19 protein-coding genes are annotated in these 20,962 nt (G+C 59.4%); 14 read left to right on the forward strand and 5 right to left on the reverse strand.

All coding sequences use genetic code 11. From position 1 onward, the window contains the following. The first annotated feature begins 223 nt into the window (after positions 1-223). The 6 genes from tpiA to rpmF all read left to right on the forward strand — a co-directional run bounded on the left by tpiA (position 224) and on the right by rpmF (position 4,803). A complete protein-coding gene (tpiA, locus tag RCJ00_RS00655) occupies positions 224-973 on the forward strand; it encodes a triose-phosphate isomerase (RefSeq protein WP_023459121.1) in 750 nt (249 codons plus the stop codon). A gap of 162 nt (positions 974-1,135) precedes the next feature. Then, positions 1,136-1,723 carry a preprotein translocase subunit SecG gene (gene secG / locus RCJ00_RS00660; RefSeq protein WP_316219658.1) on the forward strand — a complete coding sequence of 196 codons (588 nt, stop codon included), beginning with the start codon at positions 1,136-1,138 and terminating at the stop codon, positions 1,721-1,723. Positions 1,724-1,805: 82 nt separating this feature from the next. Then, complete coding sequence (pyrG, locus tag RCJ00_RS00665; protein ID WP_023459123.1) at positions 1,806-3,440, forward strand: CTP synthase; 1,635 nt, start codon at positions 1,806-1,808, stop codon at positions 3,438-3,440. A 50-nt stretch (positions 3,441-3,490) separates the two neighbouring features. Then, a complete protein-coding gene (locus RCJ00_RS00670; protein ID WP_023459124.1) occupies positions 3,491-3,874 on the forward strand; it encodes a RidA family protein in 384 nt (127 codons plus the stop codon). A 78-nt stretch (positions 3,875-3,952) separates the two neighbouring features. Next, on the forward strand, positions 3,953-4,477 hold the full coding sequence (locus RCJ00_RS00675) for a hypothetical protein (protein WP_316219659.1): 525 nt from the start codon (positions 3,953-3,955) through the stop codon (positions 4,475-4,477). A 143-nt stretch (positions 4,478-4,620) separates the two neighbouring features. After that, positions 4,621-4,803 (forward strand): 50S ribosomal protein L32, encoded by a 183-nt coding sequence (rpmF, locus tag RCJ00_RS00680; RefSeq protein ID WP_023459126.1) that lies wholly within the window; start codon positions 4,621-4,623, stop codon positions 4,801-4,803. 111 nt (positions 4,804-4,914) lie between these two features. Here the strand turns inward: rpmF and RCJ00_RS00685 are convergent, their stop codons facing one another. After that, positions 4,915-5,148 carry a hypothetical protein gene (locus RCJ00_RS00685; RefSeq protein ID WP_316219660.1) on the reverse strand — a complete coding sequence of 78 codons (234 nt, stop codon included), beginning with the start codon at positions 5,146-5,148 and terminating at the stop codon, positions 4,915-4,917. A 124-nt stretch (positions 5,149-5,272) separates the two neighbouring features. On the opposite strand from RCJ00_RS00685, the gene RCJ00_RS00690 reads away from it, so the two are divergent. Both RCJ00_RS00690 and RCJ00_RS00695 read left to right on the forward strand, forming a co-directional pair. Beyond that, positions 5,273-5,653: a BlaI/MecI/CopY family transcriptional regulator gene (locus RCJ00_RS00690; protein ID WP_316219661.1), complete on the forward strand. Its 381-nt coding sequence runs from the start codon at positions 5,273-5,275 to the stop codon at positions 5,651-5,653. Positions 5,654-5,667: 14 nt separating this feature from the next. Beyond that, the gene (locus RCJ00_RS00695; RefSeq protein WP_316219662.1) at positions 5,668-7,059 is read left to right on the forward strand and encodes a M23/M56 family metallopeptidase; all 1,392 of its coding nucleotides are present in this window, start codon (positions 5,668-5,670) and stop codon (positions 7,057-7,059) included. Between the two features lie 34 nt (positions 7,060-7,093). On the opposite strand, the gene RCJ00_RS00700 is transcribed toward RCJ00_RS00695, so the two are convergent. Further along, positions 7,094-9,340: an alpha/beta hydrolase family protein gene (locus RCJ00_RS00700; RefSeq protein WP_316219663.1), complete on the reverse strand. Its 2,247-nt coding sequence runs from the start codon at positions 9,338-9,340 to the stop codon at positions 7,094-7,096. Positions 9,341-9,488: 148 nt separating this feature from the next. Between RCJ00_RS00700 and eno the strand changes: the two genes are divergently transcribed. The 6 genes from eno to lpdA all read left to right on the forward strand — a co-directional run bounded on the left by eno (position 9,489) and on the right by lpdA (position 16,755). After that, positions 9,489-10,766 carry a phosphopyruvate hydratase gene (eno, locus tag RCJ00_RS00705; RefSeq protein ID WP_316219664.1) on the forward strand — a complete coding sequence of 426 codons (1,278 nt, stop codon included), beginning with the start codon at positions 9,489-9,491 and terminating at the stop codon, positions 10,764-10,766. A 413-nt stretch (positions 10,767-11,179) separates the two neighbouring features. Then, positions 11,180-11,470, forward strand: coding sequence for an FtsB family cell division protein (locus RCJ00_RS00710; protein ID WP_316219665.1), 291 nt, complete (start codon positions 11,180-11,182; stop codon positions 11,468-11,470). A 161-nt stretch (positions 11,471-11,631) separates the two neighbouring features. After that, positions 11,632-12,648 (forward strand): pyruvate dehydrogenase (acetyl-transferring) E1 component subunit alpha, encoded by a 1,017-nt coding sequence (gene pdhA, locus RCJ00_RS00715; protein ID WP_031239127.1) that lies wholly within the window; start codon positions 11,632-11,634, stop codon positions 12,646-12,648. 6 nt (positions 12,649-12,654) lie between these two features. Next, positions 12,655-14,025 carry a pyruvate dehydrogenase complex E1 component subunit beta gene (locus RCJ00_RS00720; RefSeq protein WP_316219666.1) on the forward strand — a complete coding sequence of 457 codons (1,371 nt, stop codon included), beginning with the start codon at positions 12,655-12,657 and terminating at the stop codon, positions 14,023-14,025. Positions 14,026-14,036: 11 nt separating this feature from the next. Next, on the forward strand, positions 14,037-15,341 hold the full coding sequence (locus RCJ00_RS00725; RefSeq protein WP_316219667.1) for a pyruvate dehydrogenase complex dihydrolipoamide acetyltransferase: 1,305 nt from the start codon (positions 14,037-14,039) through the stop codon (positions 15,339-15,341). A gap of 13 nt (positions 15,342-15,354) precedes the next feature. Continuing rightward, positions 15,355-16,755, forward strand: a complete 1,401-nt coding sequence (gene lpdA / locus RCJ00_RS00730; protein WP_316219669.1) for a dihydrolipoyl dehydrogenase — start codon at positions 15,355-15,357, stop codon at positions 16,753-16,755. 54 nt (positions 16,756-16,809) lie between these two features. Here the strand turns inward: lpdA and RCJ00_RS00735 are convergent, their stop codons facing one another. The 3 genes from RCJ00_RS00735 to RCJ00_RS00745 form a co-directional block, all read right to left on the reverse strand. Then, a complete protein-coding gene (locus tag RCJ00_RS00735; protein ID WP_316219670.1) occupies positions 16,810-18,120 on the reverse strand; it encodes a PepSY-associated TM helix domain-containing protein in 1,311 nt (436 codons plus the stop codon). Positions 18,121-18,123: 3 nt separating this feature from the next. After that, positions 18,124-20,400, reverse strand: a complete 2,277-nt coding sequence (locus tag RCJ00_RS00740; RefSeq protein ID WP_316219671.1) for a TonB-dependent receptor — start codon at positions 20,398-20,400, stop codon at positions 18,124-18,126. Between the two features lie 110 nt (positions 20,401-20,510). After that, positions 20,511-20,936: a hypothetical protein gene (locus RCJ00_RS00745; protein WP_316219672.1), complete on the reverse strand. Its 426-nt coding sequence runs from the start codon at positions 20,934-20,936 to the stop codon at positions 20,511-20,513. Between the last annotated feature and the right edge of the window lie 26 nt (positions 20,937-20,962).

The raw sequence follows: 20,962 nt of genomic DNA on the forward strand, positions 1-20,962 counted from the left end.
ACGCGCGCAGGCACGCAGATATGGCCGTGTCTTACGGCACGAATAAGGCTGTTACAAAGGGATTTTATCAGTTTCAAGATTTTTCTTGGTTGAAAAGCCTTGGCTTGTCCGCCGCCATCGGTCTATGGTTTGCGTACCGCGACAGGACCTTACCCGCACAGGGCCTCATTAGAAGGCTTGCAAGGTTTTCGGCGGTTTTATGCCACAACAAACAAGACAAATAATGCCACACCGACATCTTATCGCCGGCAACTGGAAAATGAACGGGCTGAAAAGCGCACTTCCGGTTGCCCAGGCCATTGCCGCGCAAAGCGCCGCTCACAAGGCGCGTGTCGCCTTGTTCCCCCCCGCGACCCTCCTGCCACTTATGGCCGAAGCCCTCCAAGGCACGAAGCTGTTGCTGGGCGGCCAGGATTGCAGCCATGCCGACGGAGGCGCCTATACCGGCGATGTGTCCGCTGCCATGCTGAAAGATGCCGGCGCCACCATGGTCATTCTTGGCCATTCGGAGCGTCGCCACGGCCACCTGGAACCCTGTTCGCTTGTGGCCCGCAAGGTCCAGGCGGCGTTGCGCGCCGGGCTGGAGCCTATCATTTGCATAGGCGAAACCCTTGATCAGCGTCAGGGCGGGCTCACAGTGCCGGTTCTGTCTCGGCAATTGACAGACAGTCTGCCTAGGGCGCTGGAAGGCCATAAATTCCATGTGTCATATGAGCCCGTTTGGGCCATAGGCACCGGGCTTACCGCGTCCGATGCACAGATACTCGAAGCGTTCGCGCTGATCCGTAAACACATTGATACCTATTTTGGCGATGCCGATCCGTGCCTGCTGTATGGCGGGTCGGTCAAGCCGTCCAATGCCGCGCAGTTGCTTGCCCTGAAAGGGGTTGGCGGGGCGCTGGTTGGTGGGGCGTCACTGACGGTGGAGGAATTCCTGCCCATCGTGGCGGCAGCGGATTATGCCCCGGTTTGATCCGGGGCTTGTAATCCTCCGCCAGCGTCATATTTCTGTATGGCAAACCGTGCGTCCCCTCTGGCCATTCGTGGCGGAGGATGCTAAGGGCGTGCGACTTTCATCCATTCCGGCGCCGGTGTTCGGCGCCTTTCCGCGTTAGAAGAATAAAGACCTGACCTGATGAACACCTTATTTGGTATCCTCCTGACCGTGCAGATCCTCGTTTCGGTCACCATGGCCGGCCTGATTCTCATCCAGCGTTCCGAAGGCGGCGCGCTCGGTATGGGCGGTGGTCCGTCGGGTTTTATGTCGGCGCGTGGCGCGGGCAATCTATTGACCAAGCTGACGGCGATTTTCGCGTTCATCTTTTTCGTAAATTCAATCGGCCTGACCATTGCCGGCAACTATTCGCAACGCACCACCTCGGCCGTCGACCAGGTTGATACGTCCGGCCTGACGATCGACAAGTCGAAGCTGCCCGCAGCCCCCGCCGCCAGCCAGACCGCCAGTTCGGCCGGTCCGTCGCTGAGTGACCTGCCGCTGGCCAATTCCCAGCCCGCTGCGCCTGCGCCTCAAGCTCAGGTCCCCGCTCAGGCCCCGACCCCCAAGCCGGCCACGTCTTCTGCGCCGGCGCGCTTGCCTGCCAATTCCGCGGCATCGTCATCGGTGTCGCAAAAGCAGGTGGAAGCCGCAAAGGCCGGCATCTGGCAGGGTGGCTCTTCGGCTGCGCCAGCCTCTTCGGCGACGACATCTTCCGCTTCGCGTTAAGCGAAGCCCGATTTCAAACTGATTTTTTGGCCCGCGGAGGGTAACTTCCGCGGGTTCTCTCTGATTATGGTACTGATCTGATATGGCCCGTTTCGTTTTCATCACTGGCGGGGTTGTCTCCTCGCTTGGCAAAGGGTTGGCATCCGCGGCGCTTGGGGCCCTGCTTCAGGCGCGCGGCTTCAAGGTTCGGCTGCGCAAGCTGGACCCGTACCTGAACGTCGATCCGGGAACGATGAGCCCGTACCAGCACGGCGAAGTCTTTGTTACCGACGATGGCGCCGAAACCGACCTCGACCTCGGCCACTATGAGCGTTTTACCGGCGTCAATGCCCGTAAGACCGACAACATCACCACCGGCCGCATCTATTCCAACATCATCGAAAAGGAACGCCGCGGCGATTATCTCGGCGCAACCGTTCAGGTCGTCCCGCACGTTACCGACCAGATCAAGCAGTTCGTTGTGTCCGACCAGGGCGATGCCGATTTTATCCTTGTGGAAATCGGTGGAACGGTCGGCGATATCGAAGGTCTGCCGTTTTTTGAAGCCATTCGCCAGCTTGGCCAGGAATTGCCGCGCCGCCAATGCTGCTTCATCCACCTGACGCTGCTGCCGTTCGTCAAGACGGCTGGGGAAATGAAAACCAAGCCGACCCAGCATTCGGTGAAGGAATTGCGTTCCATCGGCATCCAGCCCGATATTCTGCTGTGCCGTTGTGAGCAGGAAATTCCGACGGAAGAACGCCGCAAGATCGGCTTGTTCTGTAACGTCCGCGAAAGCGCCGTCATCCAGGCCATGGATTCCGAAAACATCTATGCCGTGCCGATCGACTATCACCGCCAGGGCCTGGATGTCGAAGTGTTGAACGTCTTCGGTATCGAAGATGCCGCCGCACCGGACCTGTCGCTTTGGAAAGACATCACCCAACGCTACCAGTATCCGGACGGTGAAGTGTCCATCGCCGTCGTCGGCAAGTACACCGTGCTGAAAGACGCCTATAAATCACTGATCGAAGCGCTTTATCACGGCGGCATGGCCAATAATGTCCGCGTCCGCATCGACTGGGTGGAATCGGAAACCTTTGAAGGCGCGCCGGACGCTGTGATCGAACGGCTGGAAAATGTTCACGCCATTCTGGTTCCCGGCGGCTTCGGAGAGCGCGGTGCGCTTGGCAAGATCGAAGCGGCTCGCTTCGCGCGTGAAAACAGCGTCCCTTATTTCGGCATCTGCTTCGGCATGCAGATGGCCGTATTGGAGACGGCCCGCAATCTGGCCGGCGTCAAGACGGCGTCCTCGACGGAGTTTGGGCATACCGACGAGCCGGTTGTTGGCCTTATGACCGAATGGCTGAACGGCAACGAGCTGACGCAAAGGGCGGCGGGCGGCAATCTCGGTGGCACCATGCGCCTGGGGGCCTACGATGCGGCACTGAAGCCCGGTTCTCTCGTCTCCGATATCTACGGCGATACGGCGATTTCCGAGCGTCACCGCCATCGCTACGAAGTCAACCGCGACTATATTCCGCGTCTGGAAGCGTGTGGCCTGCATTTTTCGGGTATGTCGCCCGATGGCCTGCTGCCGGAAATCGTCGAACGTACGGATCACCCGTGGTTCATCGGCGTGCAATACCATCCGGAACTCAAGTCGCGTCCGTTCGCACCGCATCCGCTGTTTTCGAGCTTCATCGCCGCCGCCAAAGTGCGCAGCCGTCTCGTCTAAACCGTTCTGCCTGACGCGCGTCGGGCAGGGCGCTGCTAAAGGAATATTCCATGACACGCCAACTGATCTCCTCCGGTTCGCCTTTTGAAGGTGAAATCGGTTTTTCCCGTGCCGTTCGTTCGGGCAATCGCATCGAAGTATCGGGCACGGCGCCGATCCGCGATGGCAAGGTTGCCGGAACCGATGCCTACGAGCAGACCAAGGCTGCCCTAGAAATCATCGTCAAGGCGGTTCAGGACGCCGGTGGCCAGGCATCGGACATTATCCGTACCCGCATCTTCCTGACCGACATGTCGTTGTGGAAGGACGCCGCGCGGGCCCATGGCGAAATCTTCGGCGACATTCGTCCCGCATCGAGCTTTATCGGCACCAGCGCCCTGATCAATCCCGAATGGCTGGTTGAGATTGAAGCCTCGGCCCAGATCGAGGCCTGAGAGTATCGAAGCCTAACCTTACGGCAGGCTGACAATCCACCCGTTTGAGGCTATAGTAGCGCAAAACGGGTGGGTGTCATGAAGCTGAAAGACGAATTGGGGATGCTGCCGCGCGCACTATATGTCGTGGTTGGCCTGACCCTGGCCGCGGCGGCCATTGCCAGTGACTACGGCAATTGGGCGCTCATGCAATCGGGCAAGGTGCCAGCGACCGGTATTATCCTGATGAATCTGATTGCTCTGCCTTTGGCCCTGGCCATTATTGTATGGGCCTGCATTGGCCGCCATCGCGAATGGCATGTTGCCGATGGTCGGATACGCGTGCGGCTCTTAAGCCTGACCTCGTGGCGGAAAACGCACCATATTCTGGCAGAGGATATTAGCGCCGTCATACAGGAAAGTTATGATTACGAACGCAAAGGCAGCCGCATCGCGCATGGCTGGATCGTGACCCTGAAGGACGGGCGGCGTCTGGTATCGCCTAAATCCTTTGATGCAGAGGCCCTGAATGAAGCTAGATTGCGCATCGAAAGTTACATGCGCCAGCCTTTGCCGCAGACCGATCCGCTGGCGGAATCCAGTCGCGCTAACGGACTTTCCTAGCTAAAATCACCGATTGCCCCTTGATAGTCGGGCGGACTTGATGCATAAGGCCCGCCTTCTGAGTCACCAACAGGGACTCATCATTTAATTTATGTGCCTGAATACTTCGTGTGTTCGGCCTTTGACCAGGAAAAGAGACGGACATGGCCGTACCCAAGCGGAAAACCTCGCCCTCGCGTCGCAACATGCGTCGTTCGCACGACGCGCTGGGCGCTAACCCTTACACCGAAGACAAGGACACCGGCGAGCTTCGCCGTCCTCACCATGTCGACCTGAAGACCGGTATGTACAAGGGCCGTCAGGTCATCACGCCGAAGAAAGACTAATCAGTCTTCGCCAGTGAAATTCGCCTGTGAATTTCTGAAACGTGGATCGGAGACGATCCACGTTTTTTTATGTCCGGATGACTAGGGCTGTAAGGCTTGTCGAGACCTACTCTAGAACCCCGTAGAAATGGCTGCCGCCGCGTCGGGCACCTTTTCCAGTTCGGCGCGCGGCACGTTGCCGACGGGAAAGCGGTCATCGTCCCATACGACGTAAACGGTGTCTGGCGTCTTGGCCGGGGCGTTCTCGGAAACCACAACGTCACTCGCCGCCGGGCTGGCATGGACCGTGCCTAGGCCTTTCTTTTCGTGGCTTACACGGTCGCCGTCTTTAAATGCGTCGCTCATCTGCAAATCTCCTCTATTTCAGTGTGGATTTTGCAAAAAAGGAAATAAGCACTCAATACGGAGACGGGTTGACGTCATGTAGCGTACGTGCGACACATGTCGCACAAAGGCGACGGAGGCTCTCATGCATAAGCCGAGCGATTACGAACTCAAACTCCTGCGCTACCTGTGGCGGCATCGCCGGTTGAGCGCGCGTGAAATTCATGACGCCAGCCAGACCGAAACGCAGTGGTCATATTCAGCGACACGCAAGACTTTAGACCGAATGGTCGAAAAGGACTTGATCCGCGTCGAAATGGTTCACGGCATGAAGACCTATGTGGCCACGCACTCCAAGCTGGAAACCCTGGCAGGGCTGGTGACGGCGTTCGCCCGCGACGTTCTCGACAGCGACGCGCCCATGCCGGCGGCGACCTTTGCCAACAGCCGGCTTATCTCCGCCGACGAAATCGGTGAATTGGAAGCCCTGCTCGAAAAATTGGCCACTGAGGAGGCCTCAAAGTGATCGGGGGGCTGTTGATGGTACTGGGCCTTATGCCTCTATTGGCCAGCGCCCTGATTTTGGCCATTCATCGCCTGTTCCGCAAACGCGATGAAGCGCCTGCCGATGGCGTGGAAAAGCGGATGCTGGCGGTCATGATCTTGCCGGTCGTGATGGGAGCCTTTCTGATTGTGCTGGCGCGGCTGGCACCGGCGCTGATGACTGCGCCCATACCGGAATATTCGGGTGGCGGCGAGGCAGCGGCCATGACGGGGGAAGCGATTGATAGTGTTTCGCAAGCGAAATTCGATTGGCTGGCGTGGGCCTATGCTGGAATACCATGGGTGCCTGTCGTCTATGCATGTGTCGCCGCGCTGGCCGCGATCCGTCTATTGAGGGCGCAATCGGTCCTGCGAACCATCGCCCGAACGGCGCTGCCTTTGCCTGAGGACACCGGCATTCGTATCGCCTCAGTGGCGGTCCCTGCTTTCGCCTGGGGGCGCCATGTCATCGTGCCTCAGCGCCTGTTGACGGGCCTGGGCGCTGATCAGCTTGAATTGGTTATCGCCCACGAGCGCGCGCACCTGAGGCGAGGCGATACGGGCTTTTACACACTGCTCAGCTGGATCGAGGTTATCTTCTGGTTCAATCCATTCATTCGCCACCAAGCGGCGCGGTGCCGGCTGGCGGCCGAACTGGCTTGCGACGCCTTGGTTACCCAGGCGAATCCCGAAATGCGCCGGGCCTACGCAGCGTCGCTGCTGACGGCCCTGAAGCATACCGCCGGAGACACATTGCCCATTTCCACACAGACATGCGCTCCGACGGTCTTCTCACCCTCAAACTCTGGAGAATTTAGAATGAGAATTACCGAAATTATGCGCGCTTCGTCGGTGGGACGCAAGCGGTCGCGATGGATTGCACAGGCCTTGGCGATCGCCCTGATCCTGCCTTTGGCTGGCGCGCAATTTGTCTTGTCGCAAAATCCCGCCCGTGCGGCATCGGGTGCACCTGTCTTTTCGGTGCTACCGGTAACCGGAACGATCAGCAGTCCCTTCGGTAAAAGGACGAATCCGTTGACCGGGGCGCCCGCCTTCCATGAAGGCATTGATTTCCGCGGCAAGGTCGGGACGCCAATCTATGCCCCGGCGGCGGGTCGTGTGGTTACCGTGAAGACGGACAGTTGGAACGGCCTGACTCTGGAAATCAATCACGGCGACGGATACGTCACCCGCTATACGCATCTCAATAAGATTACCGTCGACGATACGGCCAGCGTCACCGCCGGTCAGCAGATCGCAGAAATCGGCAAGTCCGGCCGGAACACAGGGCCACACCTGCATTTCATGGTTTTCAAAAATGGCGCGCCGATCGATCCGGCGACCGTGTTGCCGCAAATGCAAGCAGCGCCGTCGTCAAAGGCTATGTAACTGGTAATGGGCGCGGGCCGGTGACGGTCCGCGTTCAATTCGCCGGATTATACTGCGTCAGGAAATCGACCAGGCCTTGCGCGGTTGCCAGGCGGCAGCTTTCTTTCGTCAGGTCGTGATCGCAATCCGGCAGGTCAATAGCCGTAACCGTCTTGCCAGCGGCCCGCAGGGCATCGCGCAGAGCGTGACTCTGACTCGGCGAGACTTCGGCGTCGCGCCCGCCATGAATGAGAAGCACGGGTATGTGCGCTTGCTTCACCTGTTGCAGCGGCGATATGGTGGCAAGGTCAGCAGCGCCGAGATAGGTGCGCAGTCGGGCAGGGGAGGCCGGATCGGCGCGAAATGCCCGCGGCTGTTTTGGATCGGCCTTTAGCGGTGCGATTTCGTCAGCCAATGCTCGGCTTTTGACGGCGCTGCTATAGGTCGACACGTCGGATATCCCTCCGATCGAGGCCGCGCACCGGTAGGGAGCGTCATGGCTTTCGGCGCCCATCAACGTCGCATAGCCGCCATAGCCGCGCCCGGCGATGCAGACGCGGCCAGGATCGATTAGACCCTGCGTGCTGAGGGCGCGCACGCCGTCCGCCAGATCGCTAAGCATCCGGTCGGCCCATTCCCCTTTACCGGCGTCCGTATAGGTGGTGCCGTAGCCGTCTGAACCGCGATAATTGGGTTGGAGCACGACATAGCCCCGCGAAGCCAGAAGTTGCGCCAGCCAATCGAACCCGCGCGCGTCATGGGCCAACGGTCCGTCGTGCGGCAGGACGACCAAGGCGCGGTTCTTTGCGTCGCCCTTAGGCGGCAGGGTCAGCAACGCATGGATATCCATCCCGTCCCTGGCCTTGTACTGAATGGACCGCTGAGAGGCCACCCACTCCACCGGGACGGCGGGGTAATGGCTGCCTATGTCGACACGCTTGCCGGCGGCAAAGTCGTAATAGTGCCAGGAGCCGGGATCGTCGCCGCCTTGATCGAACAGGATCATTTGGCGCGAATCGCGAGCCATGGCGGCGACGCGCACCGCCTGGCCTGGAGCGGTATCGACGGCCAGTTTGTAATATTCCGCCAAGTCGGGATCGAAGAAGGTGTAGGTGGTTGTTTCACCATCGCGTTCAAAGCCGGCAAGCGCACCCGTTTCGGGATGGAATATAGGTCGGTCACGGGTGGCGTCGTCAGGATCGAGGGCCTCGGACCTTTTGCCATCGGTGGACAGTTCGTAATAGTGAAAGCGGCGTGCGCCACCTTCCGTCCCCGGTTCAACGTCCAGGAGCAGCAGCGACGCGCCGTCACGCCCAAGACCGGCAAGAAACGGCGCAAACGTGCGATCCTTACCGACGATCTTGCGGGTCAGAACCGGCGTCCAGCCTTTGTCCTTGCGTACCTCAATGCTGAACGTCTCGTTGCGGAAGCTGTAGAGGGACCGCGCCAGGATCTGGCCCGAGGCGTCGAACAGCCAGTCATCAACATAGCGGTTTTCACGATCCAGGTCACCGCCGCCATCGTTGACGAGCCGCCCTATGCCTGTATCCGGATCGGTGCGCCAGAGGTAGACGCGTCGCGTTGGCTGTCCGGCGATGGACTTGGCGCGCATCTCAAGAAACGCGCCCATGACTTGCATCTTGCCATTAACAACAATCGGGCGCGGTAGGCCCAAAGCCAGGTTGTCGAACTCGCTCAACTTGTTGCCGAGTGTGGTGCCCTTGGCGGTGCGCAGGTCCACGACCGTAACGGCATCCTGCGCCCGGACACCGAACTGAACGCACCCCGGTGTCCGCAAGGCGCTCAGCGCGCGGGCCTGGGCATCTGCATTGGCAGCGGAATCGGCCTTGGCAGGGTCTAGGACGGCGCGCAGGTTCATCTGTGCGGCCCCGTCAGCCAGACGTTGATCCGTTCCGGACGGACAGGTGCCGCGCAGACCGGTAAGCGTGCTGGACAGCAGGATATGATCCTTGTCGAGCCATGAGATGGCGGACAGAGGCGCATCGGCCAATCGTACAGCGGCCCGGCTGTTGTCGGCGACATTGTAGATGGCCAGTATGTGCAGGCCGTCGGCCCAGGTAACGAACGCAATCCGCCCTCCATCGGCCGACAGGGCGATCTGTTCGATGCGTGGTGGCTTTACGAAAACCTCTAGCGGCGGTGGGGGCGCACTGTCCGCCAGTTTCGGGCGGGCGGCGCCCTTGACGACGACCTCGGTGGAATCGGCGGGGACGGACTGGGCGACCGCAGGCGGCGCAACGAGCGACAGAACAAGCGCCAATGCTGTCAGACCTCTGGTCATCCGTTCCTCCGCTTTTGTAATTATATCGTGAGTATCATCATAGTTGCGCCTTCGTGACAACCGCGAACCGGTATGCACCTTGCCACCCCTCCCGGTCCTTGCTAATGCAGCGCAGTCTTTTCGAACGTCTCACATAGCAGGACTCCTCATGCCCGAAATTATCGACATCGTCGCCCGCGAAATCCTCGACTCCCGTGGCAATCCCACGGTCGAAGTCGACGTCACCCTCGATGACGGTTCCTTCGGCCGCGCAGCCGTGCCGTCGGGCGCTTCGACCGGCGCCCACGAAGCTGTTGAAATGCGTGACGGTGATCCCAAGCGTTACGGTGGCAAGGGCGTTCGCAAGGCCGTCGATGCGGTGAATGGTGAAATCTTCGAAGCCATCGCCGGTTTCGAAGCCCTGGATCAGCGCCGTCTCGACCAGACCCTGATCAATCTGGACGGTACGCCGAACAAGTCGCGCCTCGGTGCCAACGCCATCCTCGGTGTTTCGCTGGCCACGGCCCGCGCAGCCGCCCAGGCATCGAACCTGTCGCTGTACAAGTATGTCGGCGGCCTTGGTGCGCGCGTCCTGCCTGTGCCGCTGATGAATATCATCAATGGTGGAGCCCACGCCGACAACCCCATCGACATTCAGGAATTCATGATCGTTCCGGCTGGCGCCGAGAACTTCTCGGAAGCCCTGCGTATGGGCGCCGAAATCTTCCATTCGCTGAAGAAGGGGCTGAAGGCTGCCGGTCATAACACCAATGTCGGTGATGAAGGCGGCTTCGCGCCGAACCTGGCGTCGGCCGAAGAAGCCCTGGCCTTCATCATGAAGGCTGGCGAAAGCGCTGGATACAAGGCCGGTTCGGACTTCTGGCTGGCCATGGACGTCGCCTCGACCGAGTTCTTCAAGGACGGCAAATATAACATGACCGGCGAAAAGAAGATTCTCGATGGCGGTCAGATGGTCGACTATCTCGAAAACCTGGCCAACAAGTTCCCGATCTGCTCGATCGAAGACGGCATGGCTGAGGACGATTACGAGGGCTGGAAGGAACTGACCGAGCGCCTCGGTGACCGCATCCAATTGGTCGGCGACGATTTGTTTGTCACCAATCCGGATCGCCTGGAAACGGGTATTGTCGAAGGCATGGCCAACTCCATCCTGGTCAAGGTCAACCAAATCGGCACCCTGTCCGAAACCATGGACGCCGTCGATATGGCGCACCGCGCCGGCTATACCTCGGTCATGTCGCACCGTTCGGGCGAAACCGAAGACTCGACCATCGCCGACCTAGCCGTTGCGATGAACTGCGGCCAGATCAAGACGGGGTCGCTGGCCCGTTCGGACCGGACCGCCAAGTACAACCAGCTTCTGCGCATTGAATCGCAGCTCGACGACGAAGCCGTCTATGCCGGCGTCTCGGTCATCCGCTGCTAAGAGCGAACTGCGGGTCTGGTGTCTCGGCCCGCCATCTCTTTGAAAGCCTCCTCCTTCGGGAGGGGGCTTTTTTTTGCAGTACGGGAGGGGGCTTTTTTTTGCAGTAATTGAATGCAAATCGCAGGCGATAAGCTTCCGCTAACCATTAAATCTTACAGTTGGTTAGCCATGCGGTTTCCGGCGGAACTGGCAGGGGCGACTCGCCGCAGCGCATAATGCTGCTCACATTTTGACAACAATGATAAAAACGCCGTGATGTTCAAATCTTTACAGCCGCCTATCACGATAAATTCTTCTGTGCACTCAGACATGTTTAGTAACACTATGTTAACCGTGCCGCCTCAAAAATGGTCTTCAAGTGTTACCGCAGTCCAGAAGGGGCTCAAATAGTGTTCTTCAGATTGAGGCCGTATTTGCCGACCGCTATTATTACGCTTGTTCTGACCTATGTATGCGTTCAGTATCTGACTGGCGATAAAGGGTTCTTTTCTCAAGAGATGCGTAATCGGGAACTGGTTGTAAAGGAGCGTCAGCTCGTACAACTAAAAACCGAACGTGCGGACTTGGAAGCGCGCGCCAAATACTTGCGTACAGATAATTTGTCGAAAGATTTGCTTGAAGAACGTGCCCGCGTCCTGCTTGGCCTGTCTGAGCCTAAGGCGTACGTTATTCGTGGACCGATCGTCCAAAACGCTAACTCCTGACCATTCTTTAGCTCTTTACGCGAAGGCAGGCTTCTCATAAAGGAAGTGTGCCTTTGATTTGGCCTGTGCGTTTGTTCGCATACCGTCCGGCCGTCAAAGCGCCACCATTTTTTAAAAGGCCGCGCGTAACAGCGGCCGTCGTTTTGTAATGGGAGATGTCCATGGCGCGTGCCGCCCAGAAAGACACCAAGACCGACAGTGGCAACAAGCTGAGCAATGTCTCCAAGGCAGATTTGCTTAAATATTACCGTGAGATGGTACTGATCCGTCGCTTCGAGGAGCGCGCGGGGCAACTGTACGGCATGGGCCTGATCGGCGGCTTCTGCCACCTCTATATCGGGCAGGAAGCTGTTGCCGTTGGTATGGAGGCCGCCAGCAAGGAAGGCGATCAGGTCATCACCGGGTATCGCGACCACGGCCACATGCTGGCTGCTGGCATGGACCCGAAGGCCGTCATGGCGGAACTGACCGGCCGTTCGGGCGGTTCGTCCAAGGGCAAGGGCGGGTCGATGCACATGTTCGACATCGCTACCGGCTTCTTCGGCGGTCACGGTATCGTCGGCGCGCAGGTATCGCTTGGTACCGGCCTGGCCTTTGCTGACTTCTATAAGAAGAACGGCAACGTCTCCTTCACCTATTTCGGCGACGGCGCGGCCAACCAGGGCCAGGTCTACGAAAGCTTCAACATGGCGCAGCTCTGGAAGTTGCCGGTTGTGTACGTGATCGAAAACAACGAATACGCCATGGGCACGTCGCTCGCGCGCGCTTCGGCGACGGTAAACCTGTCGCAGCGCGGCGCTTCGTTCGGCATTCCGGGCGAAACCGTTGATGGCATGGATGTCTTCGCCGTGAAGGAAGCCGCCGAACGCGCGGCCGAACATGCCCGGTCTGGCAAGGGGCCCTATATCCTGGAAATGAAGACCTACCGCTATCGCGGTCACTCCATGTCCGATCCGGCCAAGTACCGCAGCAAGGAAGAGGTTGACGAGGTCAAGACGACCCGCGATCCGATCGACCATATCAAGACGATGCTGCAACAGGCCGGCGTCGCCGAGGACGAGATCAAGACGATCGACAACGAGGTGAAGGCCATTGTTCTGGAAGCGGTAGACTTCGCCCAGACCTCGCCCGAGCCGGATCCGTCCGAACTGTACACCGACGTTTATACCGAGGCTTAAATCAACATGACTGATATCCTCATGCCCGCGCTTTCTCCGACTATGGAGGAAGGCACTCTTTCCAAATGGCTGATCAAGGTTGGCGACGAAGTTTCCGCCGGTCAGGTGATCGCTGAAATCGAAACCGACAAGGCGACGATGGAAGTCGAAGCTGTCGACGAAGGCAAGGTCGAAGCCATCCTGATCGATGCCGGCACCGAAGGCGTCAAGGTCAATACGCCGATCGCCCGCCTTGAAGGCGGTGTGTCGTCCCCGGCGCCGGCACCTGCACCTGCGCAATCGACGGATGCGCCCGCGACCCAGGAAGGCGGCGAAAAGAAAGCCGCCGACACCACCCCGGCCGCTGCACCGGTATCCAAGCCGCAGAACGATCCGGAATTCCCGGAAGGCACGCCGATGGTGAAGATCACTGTCCGTGATGCGCTGCGTGACGCCATCGCCGAAGAAATGCGTCGCGACGACGCGGTCTTCCTGATGGGGGAAGAAGTCGCGCAGTACCAGGGCGCCTATAAGGTGTCGCGCAATCTGCTCGAAGAATTCGGTGATCGCCGCGTTATCGATACGCCGATTACCGAAATGGGCTTTGCCGGTATCGGTTCGGGCGCGGCCATGGCTGGCCTGAAGCCGATCATCGAGTTTATGACGTTCAATTTCGCCATGCAGGCCATCGACCACATTATCAACTCGTCGGCCAAGACCTTGTATATGTCCGGTGGTCAGATCAAGTCGTCCATCGTGTTCCGTGGCCCGAACGGTGCCGCCGCCCGCGTCGCCGCCCAGCACAGCCAGGACTATTCGTCCTGGTACGCCAACGTTCCGGGCCTCAAGGTGCTTGCACCGTATGACGCCGCCGACGCCAAAGGGTTGCTGAAGGCGGCTATCCGCGATCCGAACCCGGTCGTGTTCCTCGAACACGAGATGATGTACGGCAATGAATTCGAAATCCCCGATGTGGAAGATTTCGTATTGCCGATCGGCAAGGCCAAGATTCAGCGTGAAGGCAAGGACGTCACCATCGTTGCGCACTCGCGCATGGTCGGTTTCGCTTTGAAGGCCGCCGAACAACTGGCCGCTGAAGGCATCGATGCCGAAGTCGTCAATCTGCGCACCCTGCGTCCGCTCGATACGGACACGGTAGTCGCTTCGGTAAAGAAGACGAACCGTCTGGTTACGGTCGAAGAGGGTTGGGGCCCGTGCGGCATCGGTGCCGAAGTCGCCGCCCGTGTCACGGCCGAAGCGTTCGACGATCTCGACGCGCCGCCCGCTCGCGTTCACCAGGAAGACGTGCCCATGCCGTATGCCGCCAACCTAGAAGCCCTGACTGTGCCCAGCGTTGAAAAGATCATCGCCGCCGTCAAGCAAGTCTCGTACAAGTAAGGGAAGCGCACATGACCGATATCCTGATGCCCGCCCTGTCTCCGACGATGGAAGAGGGCATTCTCGCCAAGTGGCACGTCAAGGTCGGAGATACTGTCTCCGCCGGCGACGTGATTGCCGAAATCGAAACCGACAAGGCGACGATGGAAGTCGAAGCCGTCGATGAAGGCACGGTGGAAGCCATTCTGATCGAAGCCGGCACCGAAGGCGTGAAGGTAAACACGCCGATCGCCCGCCTGTCCGGTGGCGATGCGGCGCCTGCCTCCAAGGTGTCACCGGCTGCGGTGGAAGCGCCCAAGACCACCGAAGCCGCCAAGGCCGAGCCCAAGCAGACAGAACAGGCCAAGGCCGCTCCGGTTGCGGCGTCTGCGCCGGCTGCCACGTCTGCTGCTACGTCTTCTGGGGCACGCGTCGCCGCGTCGCCGCTGGCGCGTCGTCTGGCCGAAATCAACAAACTCGATCTCAAGGCTATTCCGGGCTCCGGTCCGCATGGCCGTGTGATCAAGCGCGATATCGAAGCCGCCCTGGCTGGTGGTACGGGCAAGGCCGCGCCTGCCGCGAGCAACTCCGCTCCGGCCGCTGAACCGCGTAAGGTGCAGTCGCTGGAACAACTGGGCATCCCGGCCGGTTCCTACGACCTAGTCCCGCTCGATGGCATGCGCAAGGTCATTGCCCGCCGCCTGACCGACAGCTTCCGCGATATCCCGCACTTCCCGCTGACCGTCGACATCGAACTCGACAACCTTCTGGCAGCGCGCACCAAGATCAACACCGCGCTGGAATCCCAGGGCGTCAAGGTCTCGGTCAACGACATCGTTATCAAGGCGGTGGCGCTGGCGCTCAAGCAGGTGCCGGAAGCCAATGCGTCGTTTACGCCGGATGGCATTGCCCTGCATCACAATGCCGACGTTGCCATGGCCGTGGCCATTGACGGCGGCCTGATCACACCGATCATTCGTAAGGCCGAAACCAAGTCCCTGGCCCAGATCGCCAAGGAAACGAAGGATCTGGCCACTCGTGCACGCGAGCGCAAGCTGAAGCCCGAAGAATTCCAGGGCGGCACCTTCTCGGTGTCCAATCTGGGCATGTTTGGCATCAAGCAGTTCGCTTCGATCATCAATGAGCCGCAAGGTTGCATCCTGTCGGTTGGCGCCGGTGAACAGCGTCCGGTAGTCAAGAATGGCCAGCTTGCCGTCGCCACGGTGATGACGGTCACGCTGACCTGCGATCACCGCGTGGTCGACGGTTCTATCGGTGCGAAATATATTACCGCACTGAAGGGACTGCTCGAAGATCCTATCAAGATGTTGGCGTAAGGAGCTGAAAACAATGGCTTATGATCTCGTTGTTATCGGCTCTGGCCCCGGCGGTTACGAAGGGGCTATCCGCGCCGCGCAAAACGGCCTTAAGGTGGCCATCGTCGAGCGTGAACTGCTCGGCGGCATCTGCCTGAACTGGGGCTGCATCCCGACCAAGGCCCTGCTCAAGTCGGCCGAAGTGTTTGATAAGATCAATCATCTCGGCGACTACGGCCTGACAGGGGAAAAGCCCGGTTTCGACTTCGAAAAGGTCGTCGCCCGGTCGCGCGCCGTCGCCAAGCAATTGAATGGCGGCGTCGGTTACCTGATGAAGAAGAACAAGATCGACGTGATCGAAGGCTTCGCCACATTGGAACCCGGCAAGGACGCGCCCAAGGTCATCGTCAAGCTCAATAAGGGTGGCGAACAGGTCGTCGAAGCCAAGAATGTCATGCTGGCGGTTGGGGCTCGCGCCCGTGAGATTCCGGCCATTGGCGCGGTATCGGACGGCGATCGCATCTGGACCTACCGCAATGCTTTGTCGCCCAACCGCATGCCGAAGTCCCTGGTCGTTATCGGCTCGGGCGCCATCGGCATCGAGTTTGCATCCTTCTATCGCTCACTCGGCGCCGAAGTGACGGTCGTCGAGGCGCTCGACCGCATTTTGCCGGTCGAGGACAAGGAAGTTTCCGCCGAAGCCCAGAAGGCTTTTGAAAAGCGCGGCTTCAAGTTCCGCATCGGCGCAAAGGTGACCAAGGTCGAAAAGAAGGGCGATGCCGTCAATGTTTCCGTTGAAGTCGGCGGCAAGTCGGAGATCCTGACTGCCGAAGGTTGCATCGTTGCCGTCGGCATCGTGGCCAACACGGAAAACCTCGGCCTGGAAAAACTGGGCGTCGAGATGGACCGTGGTCACATCAAGAACGACAGCCACGGCAAGACCAACGTCAAGGGCCTCTATGCCATCGGCGACTGCGCCGGACCGCCCTGGCTGGCACACAAGGCGTCGCACGAAGCTGTGCACGCAGCCGACTACATGGCCGGCCGCAAGCTGTCCAACCTCAATCCGCCGATCCCCGGCTGTACCTATGCCACGCCTGAAGTCGCCTCCGTCGGTATCACCGAACAGGGCGCCAAGGAAAAGGGCCTGGACGTCAAGATTGGTCGTTTCCCGTTCAAGGCCAACGGTAAGGCCATCGCGGCGGGTGAACCGGGCGGCTTCGTCAAGGTTATCTTCGACAAGAAGACCGGCGCCTTGCTCGGCGCGCACCTGATTGGCGCGAACGTCACGGAAATGGTGCAGGGCTTCTGTCTGGCTATTACCATGGAAGCGACCGAAGAGGACCTGCAAGGGACCGTCTTCCCGCATCCGACCATGTCGGAGGCGATCCTGGAAGCCTCGCTGGACGCCGATGGACGCATGATCAACCTGTAAGATCAGGCACATATACCATTGAAAAAGCCGCTCCTTTTCGGGGCGGCTTTTTTGTTAGGTAGTCTTCAAGCCCAACCACCGGCGCGCGGCGGGAATACGCCTCAGAACCAGTCCTTCGAAGAGCCCGACAACGATCAGGCTAATCCCCAGTACGGGCAGGAAAATACCCAGGGCGATGATGATTACGGCCAATCCGGGCGCAAGGCGTTCATCCGGCAATATCTGCGGTGCGCCCAGCTCGCTTGAGGGCCGGCGTTGCCACCACATGACGATGGCGCTGACGCACAGGGTCATTAAGCCGATGGCGGTAAGGACGCCCAGCGCCTGATTTAACGGGCCGAACAACTGGCCTTCGTGCGCGGCAATGCCGTAGCCAACCGCCTGATCCAGCGCCTTCTTGTCATGGAAATCCTCGCGGCTGATTACGTCCTGCATCATCGGATCGATCATCAGGGTAACGCGTTGCGGCCGATTACCCGTATCGGACTGCAATTTCCACAGGGTGTCTGATTTGGCCGGGGCGGATAATAGAACCGGTGGGGGCAGGTTGAGTGCGCGCGATGTATCGATCAGCGCATCCAGGCGGCTAAGGTCGGTATGGCCGCTGCCTTCGGCACGGGTCGCCCTATGCTCGTCGGCACGCCCCTGGCTCCACGCCTGGCTGACGGTGGCATGGCTGCCAATGGCTCGGACGCTTTTGAAGGCATTGCCCCAGACATAGGTCCAGGGCAGGCCGGTGATAAGAAGGAAAAGCGCAAATGCCGAGACATAGATGCCAACGACCGCATGAATGTCGCGCCAGAAGATACGTGTGCCCATGCCCAGACGCGGGTAGAGCAATCCGGCAATGCCCTTTATGCCGCGTGGCCACCATAGATATAGGCCGGTCAGGATCATGACGATGGCCCAGCAGGCCGCCAGCTCCACGATGACCTGACCGAAGCGTCCGGCGAACAATTCACCGTGGATGTCTTTGACGACGGCCATGAACCGCGCGTCTTCTGGCACCTGCTTTAAGACCTGCAAGGTGAGGGGGTGGACGTAGACGCGGGTCTTTTCGCCCCCTTTAACGACGATAATGCGCGCAGCATCGTGCGGGTCTGGGCGGACTTCCATGGTTTTGAAACGCGCCCCTGGCACGGCAGCGGTTGCCGCCGCGACCATGGCCTGCGCCGATTGCGGTGCCCCGGCAAACGGCAGGTGGTCGTAGGGGGCATCGATTGCAGCTTCGATCTGCGGCTTGAACAGATAGATCGGGCCGGTGATCGACAGGATGACGATAAAGGGAATGCAGACCAGGCCGGCATAGAAGTGCCAACGCCAAAACATGCGATAGTCGATGATCTTTTGTTTCGATTTTTCCATGACCTAGTTCCGATATTTCAGTTCAAGCATGAAGGTGCGTTGTGGCATGGGATGCGAGACATAGGCCTGATCATTGTTGGCGTTATCAACGCCGAAACTGATTTGGGTCGTTTTGGTAATGTCATAGCTGATGCGGGCATCGACAAAGGCGTATTCGGTCTGGAACCCATAGGCATCCCCCCGCACCAGCCCGAACAGGTCTGAATTCGGTCGGGACGCGACACGCCAGCCGACCGACCCTTTCAGCTTCGGCGTAAAGGCGTAGCGCAGGTTACCGTTGCTGCGCCATCTGGGGATGCGCGGGAACTGCTTGCCTTCCGATGCCGGTGCGGAACGGTTGCGCGTCGTATGGGCATCCATCCATGACGCGCTGGCTTCAACAGTCAGTCCGGGAATAATCAGGTCGTGGCCTTCGAAAATGAGCTCCAGACCATATTGCTCCATGTGATCTATATTTTGGTATCGCGACACGACCGTACCATCGTCCAGGACGCCTTGATAGCTGAACACCGCATCGTCGATCGACTGACCGAACAGACTGCCGGTCAGGACAATCCGGTCGAGCCGGCGGCGCGCGATCAGGCTGAGATCATGCGACACTTCGGGTTTCAGGTTAGGATCGAAGCTGGTTGGGTCGATTTCGGTCTGCCCGGCATTGATACGTCCCTGAAACAATTCGCCGACTGTGGGAAAGCGCGTGGCAGTTCCGGCGCTGAGCTGAAGGTTATAGGCGCCGACATCGCCTTGCAGGCTGATCTTCGGCGACCAGGCGTTGTCGCGACGATTGGCATAGGCCTTGGTAACGCCATTGGCGGCAATACCGCCGTCGAAGGCGCGCCAGTCATCATAGCGCAGTCCGAGTGTCAGGACGGCTTTTTCCAGATCAATCTGGTCTTCGGCGAACAGGCCGGAAATAGCCGTCTTGCCGAACGTGCGCGAACTGAAGACCGCGCCCGATGCCGTGCGCCAGTTGGTGGTGTTGTAAGTGGTGGCGTCCGTGGCATATTGGTTCGACGTCACGCCAAACGCCAGATCGTGGTGCCCAAAGGCCTGTTCGATGGTGCTGTCGAAGGTCCACCAGCCAGGGTGATCATAAACGGTCTGTTGCCCGTTGGCGCCGACCATATCCAGGGAGGTGCGGGCGTCCCACTTGCCGATGTCGTAATGCGACAGGTTGGTGGTCACGTCCCATCCGCTCAGGCTGCCTGACAGTTTTGCGCCGGTCAGGCTTTCATTGCGGTCCATCGTGGAATAGGTGACGCCCTTTGCGATATAGTTGACGCCATTGAAGCGAACCTTTGTGCCCGCCGCGGTCGTCAGTATGGTGTTGCCAGCGCTGTCGGTCAGCCACGAGCGCGCATCATTAAGGTCCTGGGCCGTTCGCCACAACATCATAAGGGCATCGGCCTTCCAGCCATTGTCCCAGGCATAACCGACACGCAGGCGCGCTTGGTCCTGAACGACATCGACGGGTGAGGCGGCGCCGAAAACCGGTGTTGCCAGGCGGGGATCGGCATAGGCGCCGGTCACCGGGATATAGGTTCCCGCAGCCGTCGATTTGGTCAGCAGATTATACGTCATCGACTGGCCGGTATTTTCGAAATGGCGGAAGGAGGCGCGCGCCGACAGGCCGTTTGTTTTCGATTTGTAGTCCGCGCCGCCTTCGAAACTGTAGCCGCTGAACGTCTGATCGAAACCATATTCCTTGAACGGCATGACGAAGGTCTGGGCAGTAGCGTAAACATCGTTTCGTTTCGGTGTTTCCGTTGTTATGGACACGACGCCGCCCATAGAGTTGCCGCCGTAGCGGGCAGAGTAGGGGCCATAGACAATATCGAATTGGCGAACCTCAGATGGTCCCACAACATTCCACTTGGGTGGGTAGTCCCAACGATTGCCCAGGAAGTTGGAAACGACATAGCCGTCCACCAATACCAGGGTGCGGGCACTCTGAATCGTGTTGGTGCCGCGCAGAGCGACCACAGCATTGTCATCACCGATAAAGCGTTTGCGCACGAAAAAGTTCGGCGCGTATTTCATCAGGTCTTCGACATTGACCGCATTGATGGCTTCGAATTGATCATGACCCAGCGAAACCGACAGCCCGCGCGGCGCGACCGTGATGGGCGTGTTTTTCTGACCAACGACGATCACCTCTTTCGGCGTATCGCCGTCGTCGGTGGCGGTGGTATCCGCACGGGCGGCAAAGGGGAGGAAGGGCAGGAGGGAAGCAGAGCTGACAAGCGCGATGACGAGCGCGCGGCTATAGGTAAGTTTCATTTTGTGTGTCCGTTCCAGACAAGGCATGAGGAAACGCAAAGGCCAGAGCACGTCCCGACAAAGTGGAGGCCACTTTTCGAATAAGACGTGCGACAACCTTTGCGTGGTTATCAGGCGTAGGACTGGGACGGGGGACCGCACGAATGCGGGCGAGGGGGCGCGCGGGCCTTTACCGGAGATGCGCCGACAGCCGGCGTGAAGTCAGCGTGCGTGACGCTATAAACGGCCGGTTCGAATACCGGCATCGGCGTGGCGACGGCGATGACGGAGGCCAGCACGCATTGGGCGCATTTCAGCCCGGCAAGGCCAGGTTTGGGTGCCGACTTGATTATCTGTGTCGCGGCCTGATCGACGATGGGCTGAGCATCCATCCCCGCGGTACACAAAACCATCTGCACGCCCTGGCGCGATGGCATGGCCATGACCTGCGGTGGAAACAGGATCTGCGTGAACAGCGCCATGACCACAGCGACGCACGCCCAGAAGCGAACTTCTGAATCGCGTGACGCCCGGGTGATGACATTCGCCTTGGCCATGATTGCCGCATATCGCGGACAGGCCA

Origin of the sequence: Asticcacaulis aquihabitans, assembly GCF_032490435.1 — a bacterium.
GTDB lineage: Bacteria > Pseudomonadota > Alphaproteobacteria > Caulobacterales > Caulobacteraceae > Asticcacaulis.

Bases quoted from the DNA above. Each gene is read 5' to 3' on its own strand.
- rpmF (WP_023459126.1), top strand. From the start codon at position 4,621: ATGGCCGTACCCAAGCGGAAAACCTCGCCCTCGCGTCGCAACATGCGT.
- RCJ00_RS00670 (WP_023459124.1), top strand. From the start codon at position 3,491: ATGACACGCCAACTGATCTCCTCCGGTTCGCCTTTTGAAGGTGAAATC.
- pyrG (WP_023459123.1), top strand. From the start codon at position 1,806: ATGGCCCGTTTCGTTTTCATCACTGGCGGGGTTGTCTCCTCGCTTGGC.
- RCJ00_RS00720 (WP_316219666.1), top strand. From the start codon at position 12,655: ATGACTGATATCCTCATGCCCGCGCTTTCTCCGACTATGGAGGAAGGC.
- RCJ00_RS00685 (WP_316219660.1), bottom strand. From the start codon at position 5,148: ATGAGCGACGCATTTAAAGACGGCGACCGTGTAAGCCACGAAAAGAAA.
- lpdA (WP_316219669.1), top strand. From the start codon at position 15,355: ATGGCTTATGATCTCGTTGTTATCGGCTCTGGCCCCGGCGGTTACGAA.
- RCJ00_RS00740 (WP_316219671.1), bottom strand. From the start codon at position 20,400: ATGAAACTTACCTATAGCCGCGCGCTCGTCATCGCGCTTGTCAGCTCT.
- secG (WP_316219658.1), top strand. From the start codon at position 1,136: ATGAACACCTTATTTGGTATCCTCCTGACCGTGCAGATCCTCGTTTCG.
- tpiA (WP_023459121.1), top strand. From the start codon at position 224: ATGCCACACCGACATCTTATCGCCGGCAACTGGAAAATGAACGGGCTG.
- RCJ00_RS00745 (WP_316219672.1), bottom strand. From the start codon at position 20,936: ATGGCCAAGGCGAATGTCATCACCCGGGCGTCACGCGATTCAGAAGTT.
- RCJ00_RS00725 (WP_316219667.1), top strand. From the start codon at position 14,037: ATGACCGATATCCTGATGCCCGCCCTGTCTCCGACGATGGAAGAGGGC.
- RCJ00_RS00695 (WP_316219662.1), top strand. From the start codon at position 5,668: ATGGTACTGGGCCTTATGCCTCTATTGGCCAGCGCCCTGATTTTGGCC.
- RCJ00_RS00700 (WP_316219663.1), bottom strand. From the start codon at position 9,340: ATGACCAGAGGTCTGACAGCATTGGCGCTTGTTCTGTCGCTCGTTGCG.
- pdhA (WP_031239127.1), top strand. From the start codon at position 11,632: ATGGCGCGTGCCGCCCAGAAAGACACCAAGACCGACAGTGGCAACAAG.
- eno (WP_316219664.1), top strand. From the start codon at position 9,489: ATGCCCGAAATTATCGACATCGTCGCCCGCGAAATCCTCGACTCCCGT.
- RCJ00_RS00675 (WP_316219659.1), top strand. From the start codon at position 3,953: ATGAAGCTGAAAGACGAATTGGGGATGCTGCCGCGCGCACTATATGTC.
- RCJ00_RS00735 (WP_316219670.1), bottom strand. From the start codon at position 18,120: ATGGAAAAATCGAAACAAAAGATCATCGACTATCGCATGTTTTGGCGT.
- RCJ00_RS00690 (WP_316219661.1), top strand. From the start codon at position 5,273: ATGCATAAGCCGAGCGATTACGAACTCAAACTCCTGCGCTACCTGTGG.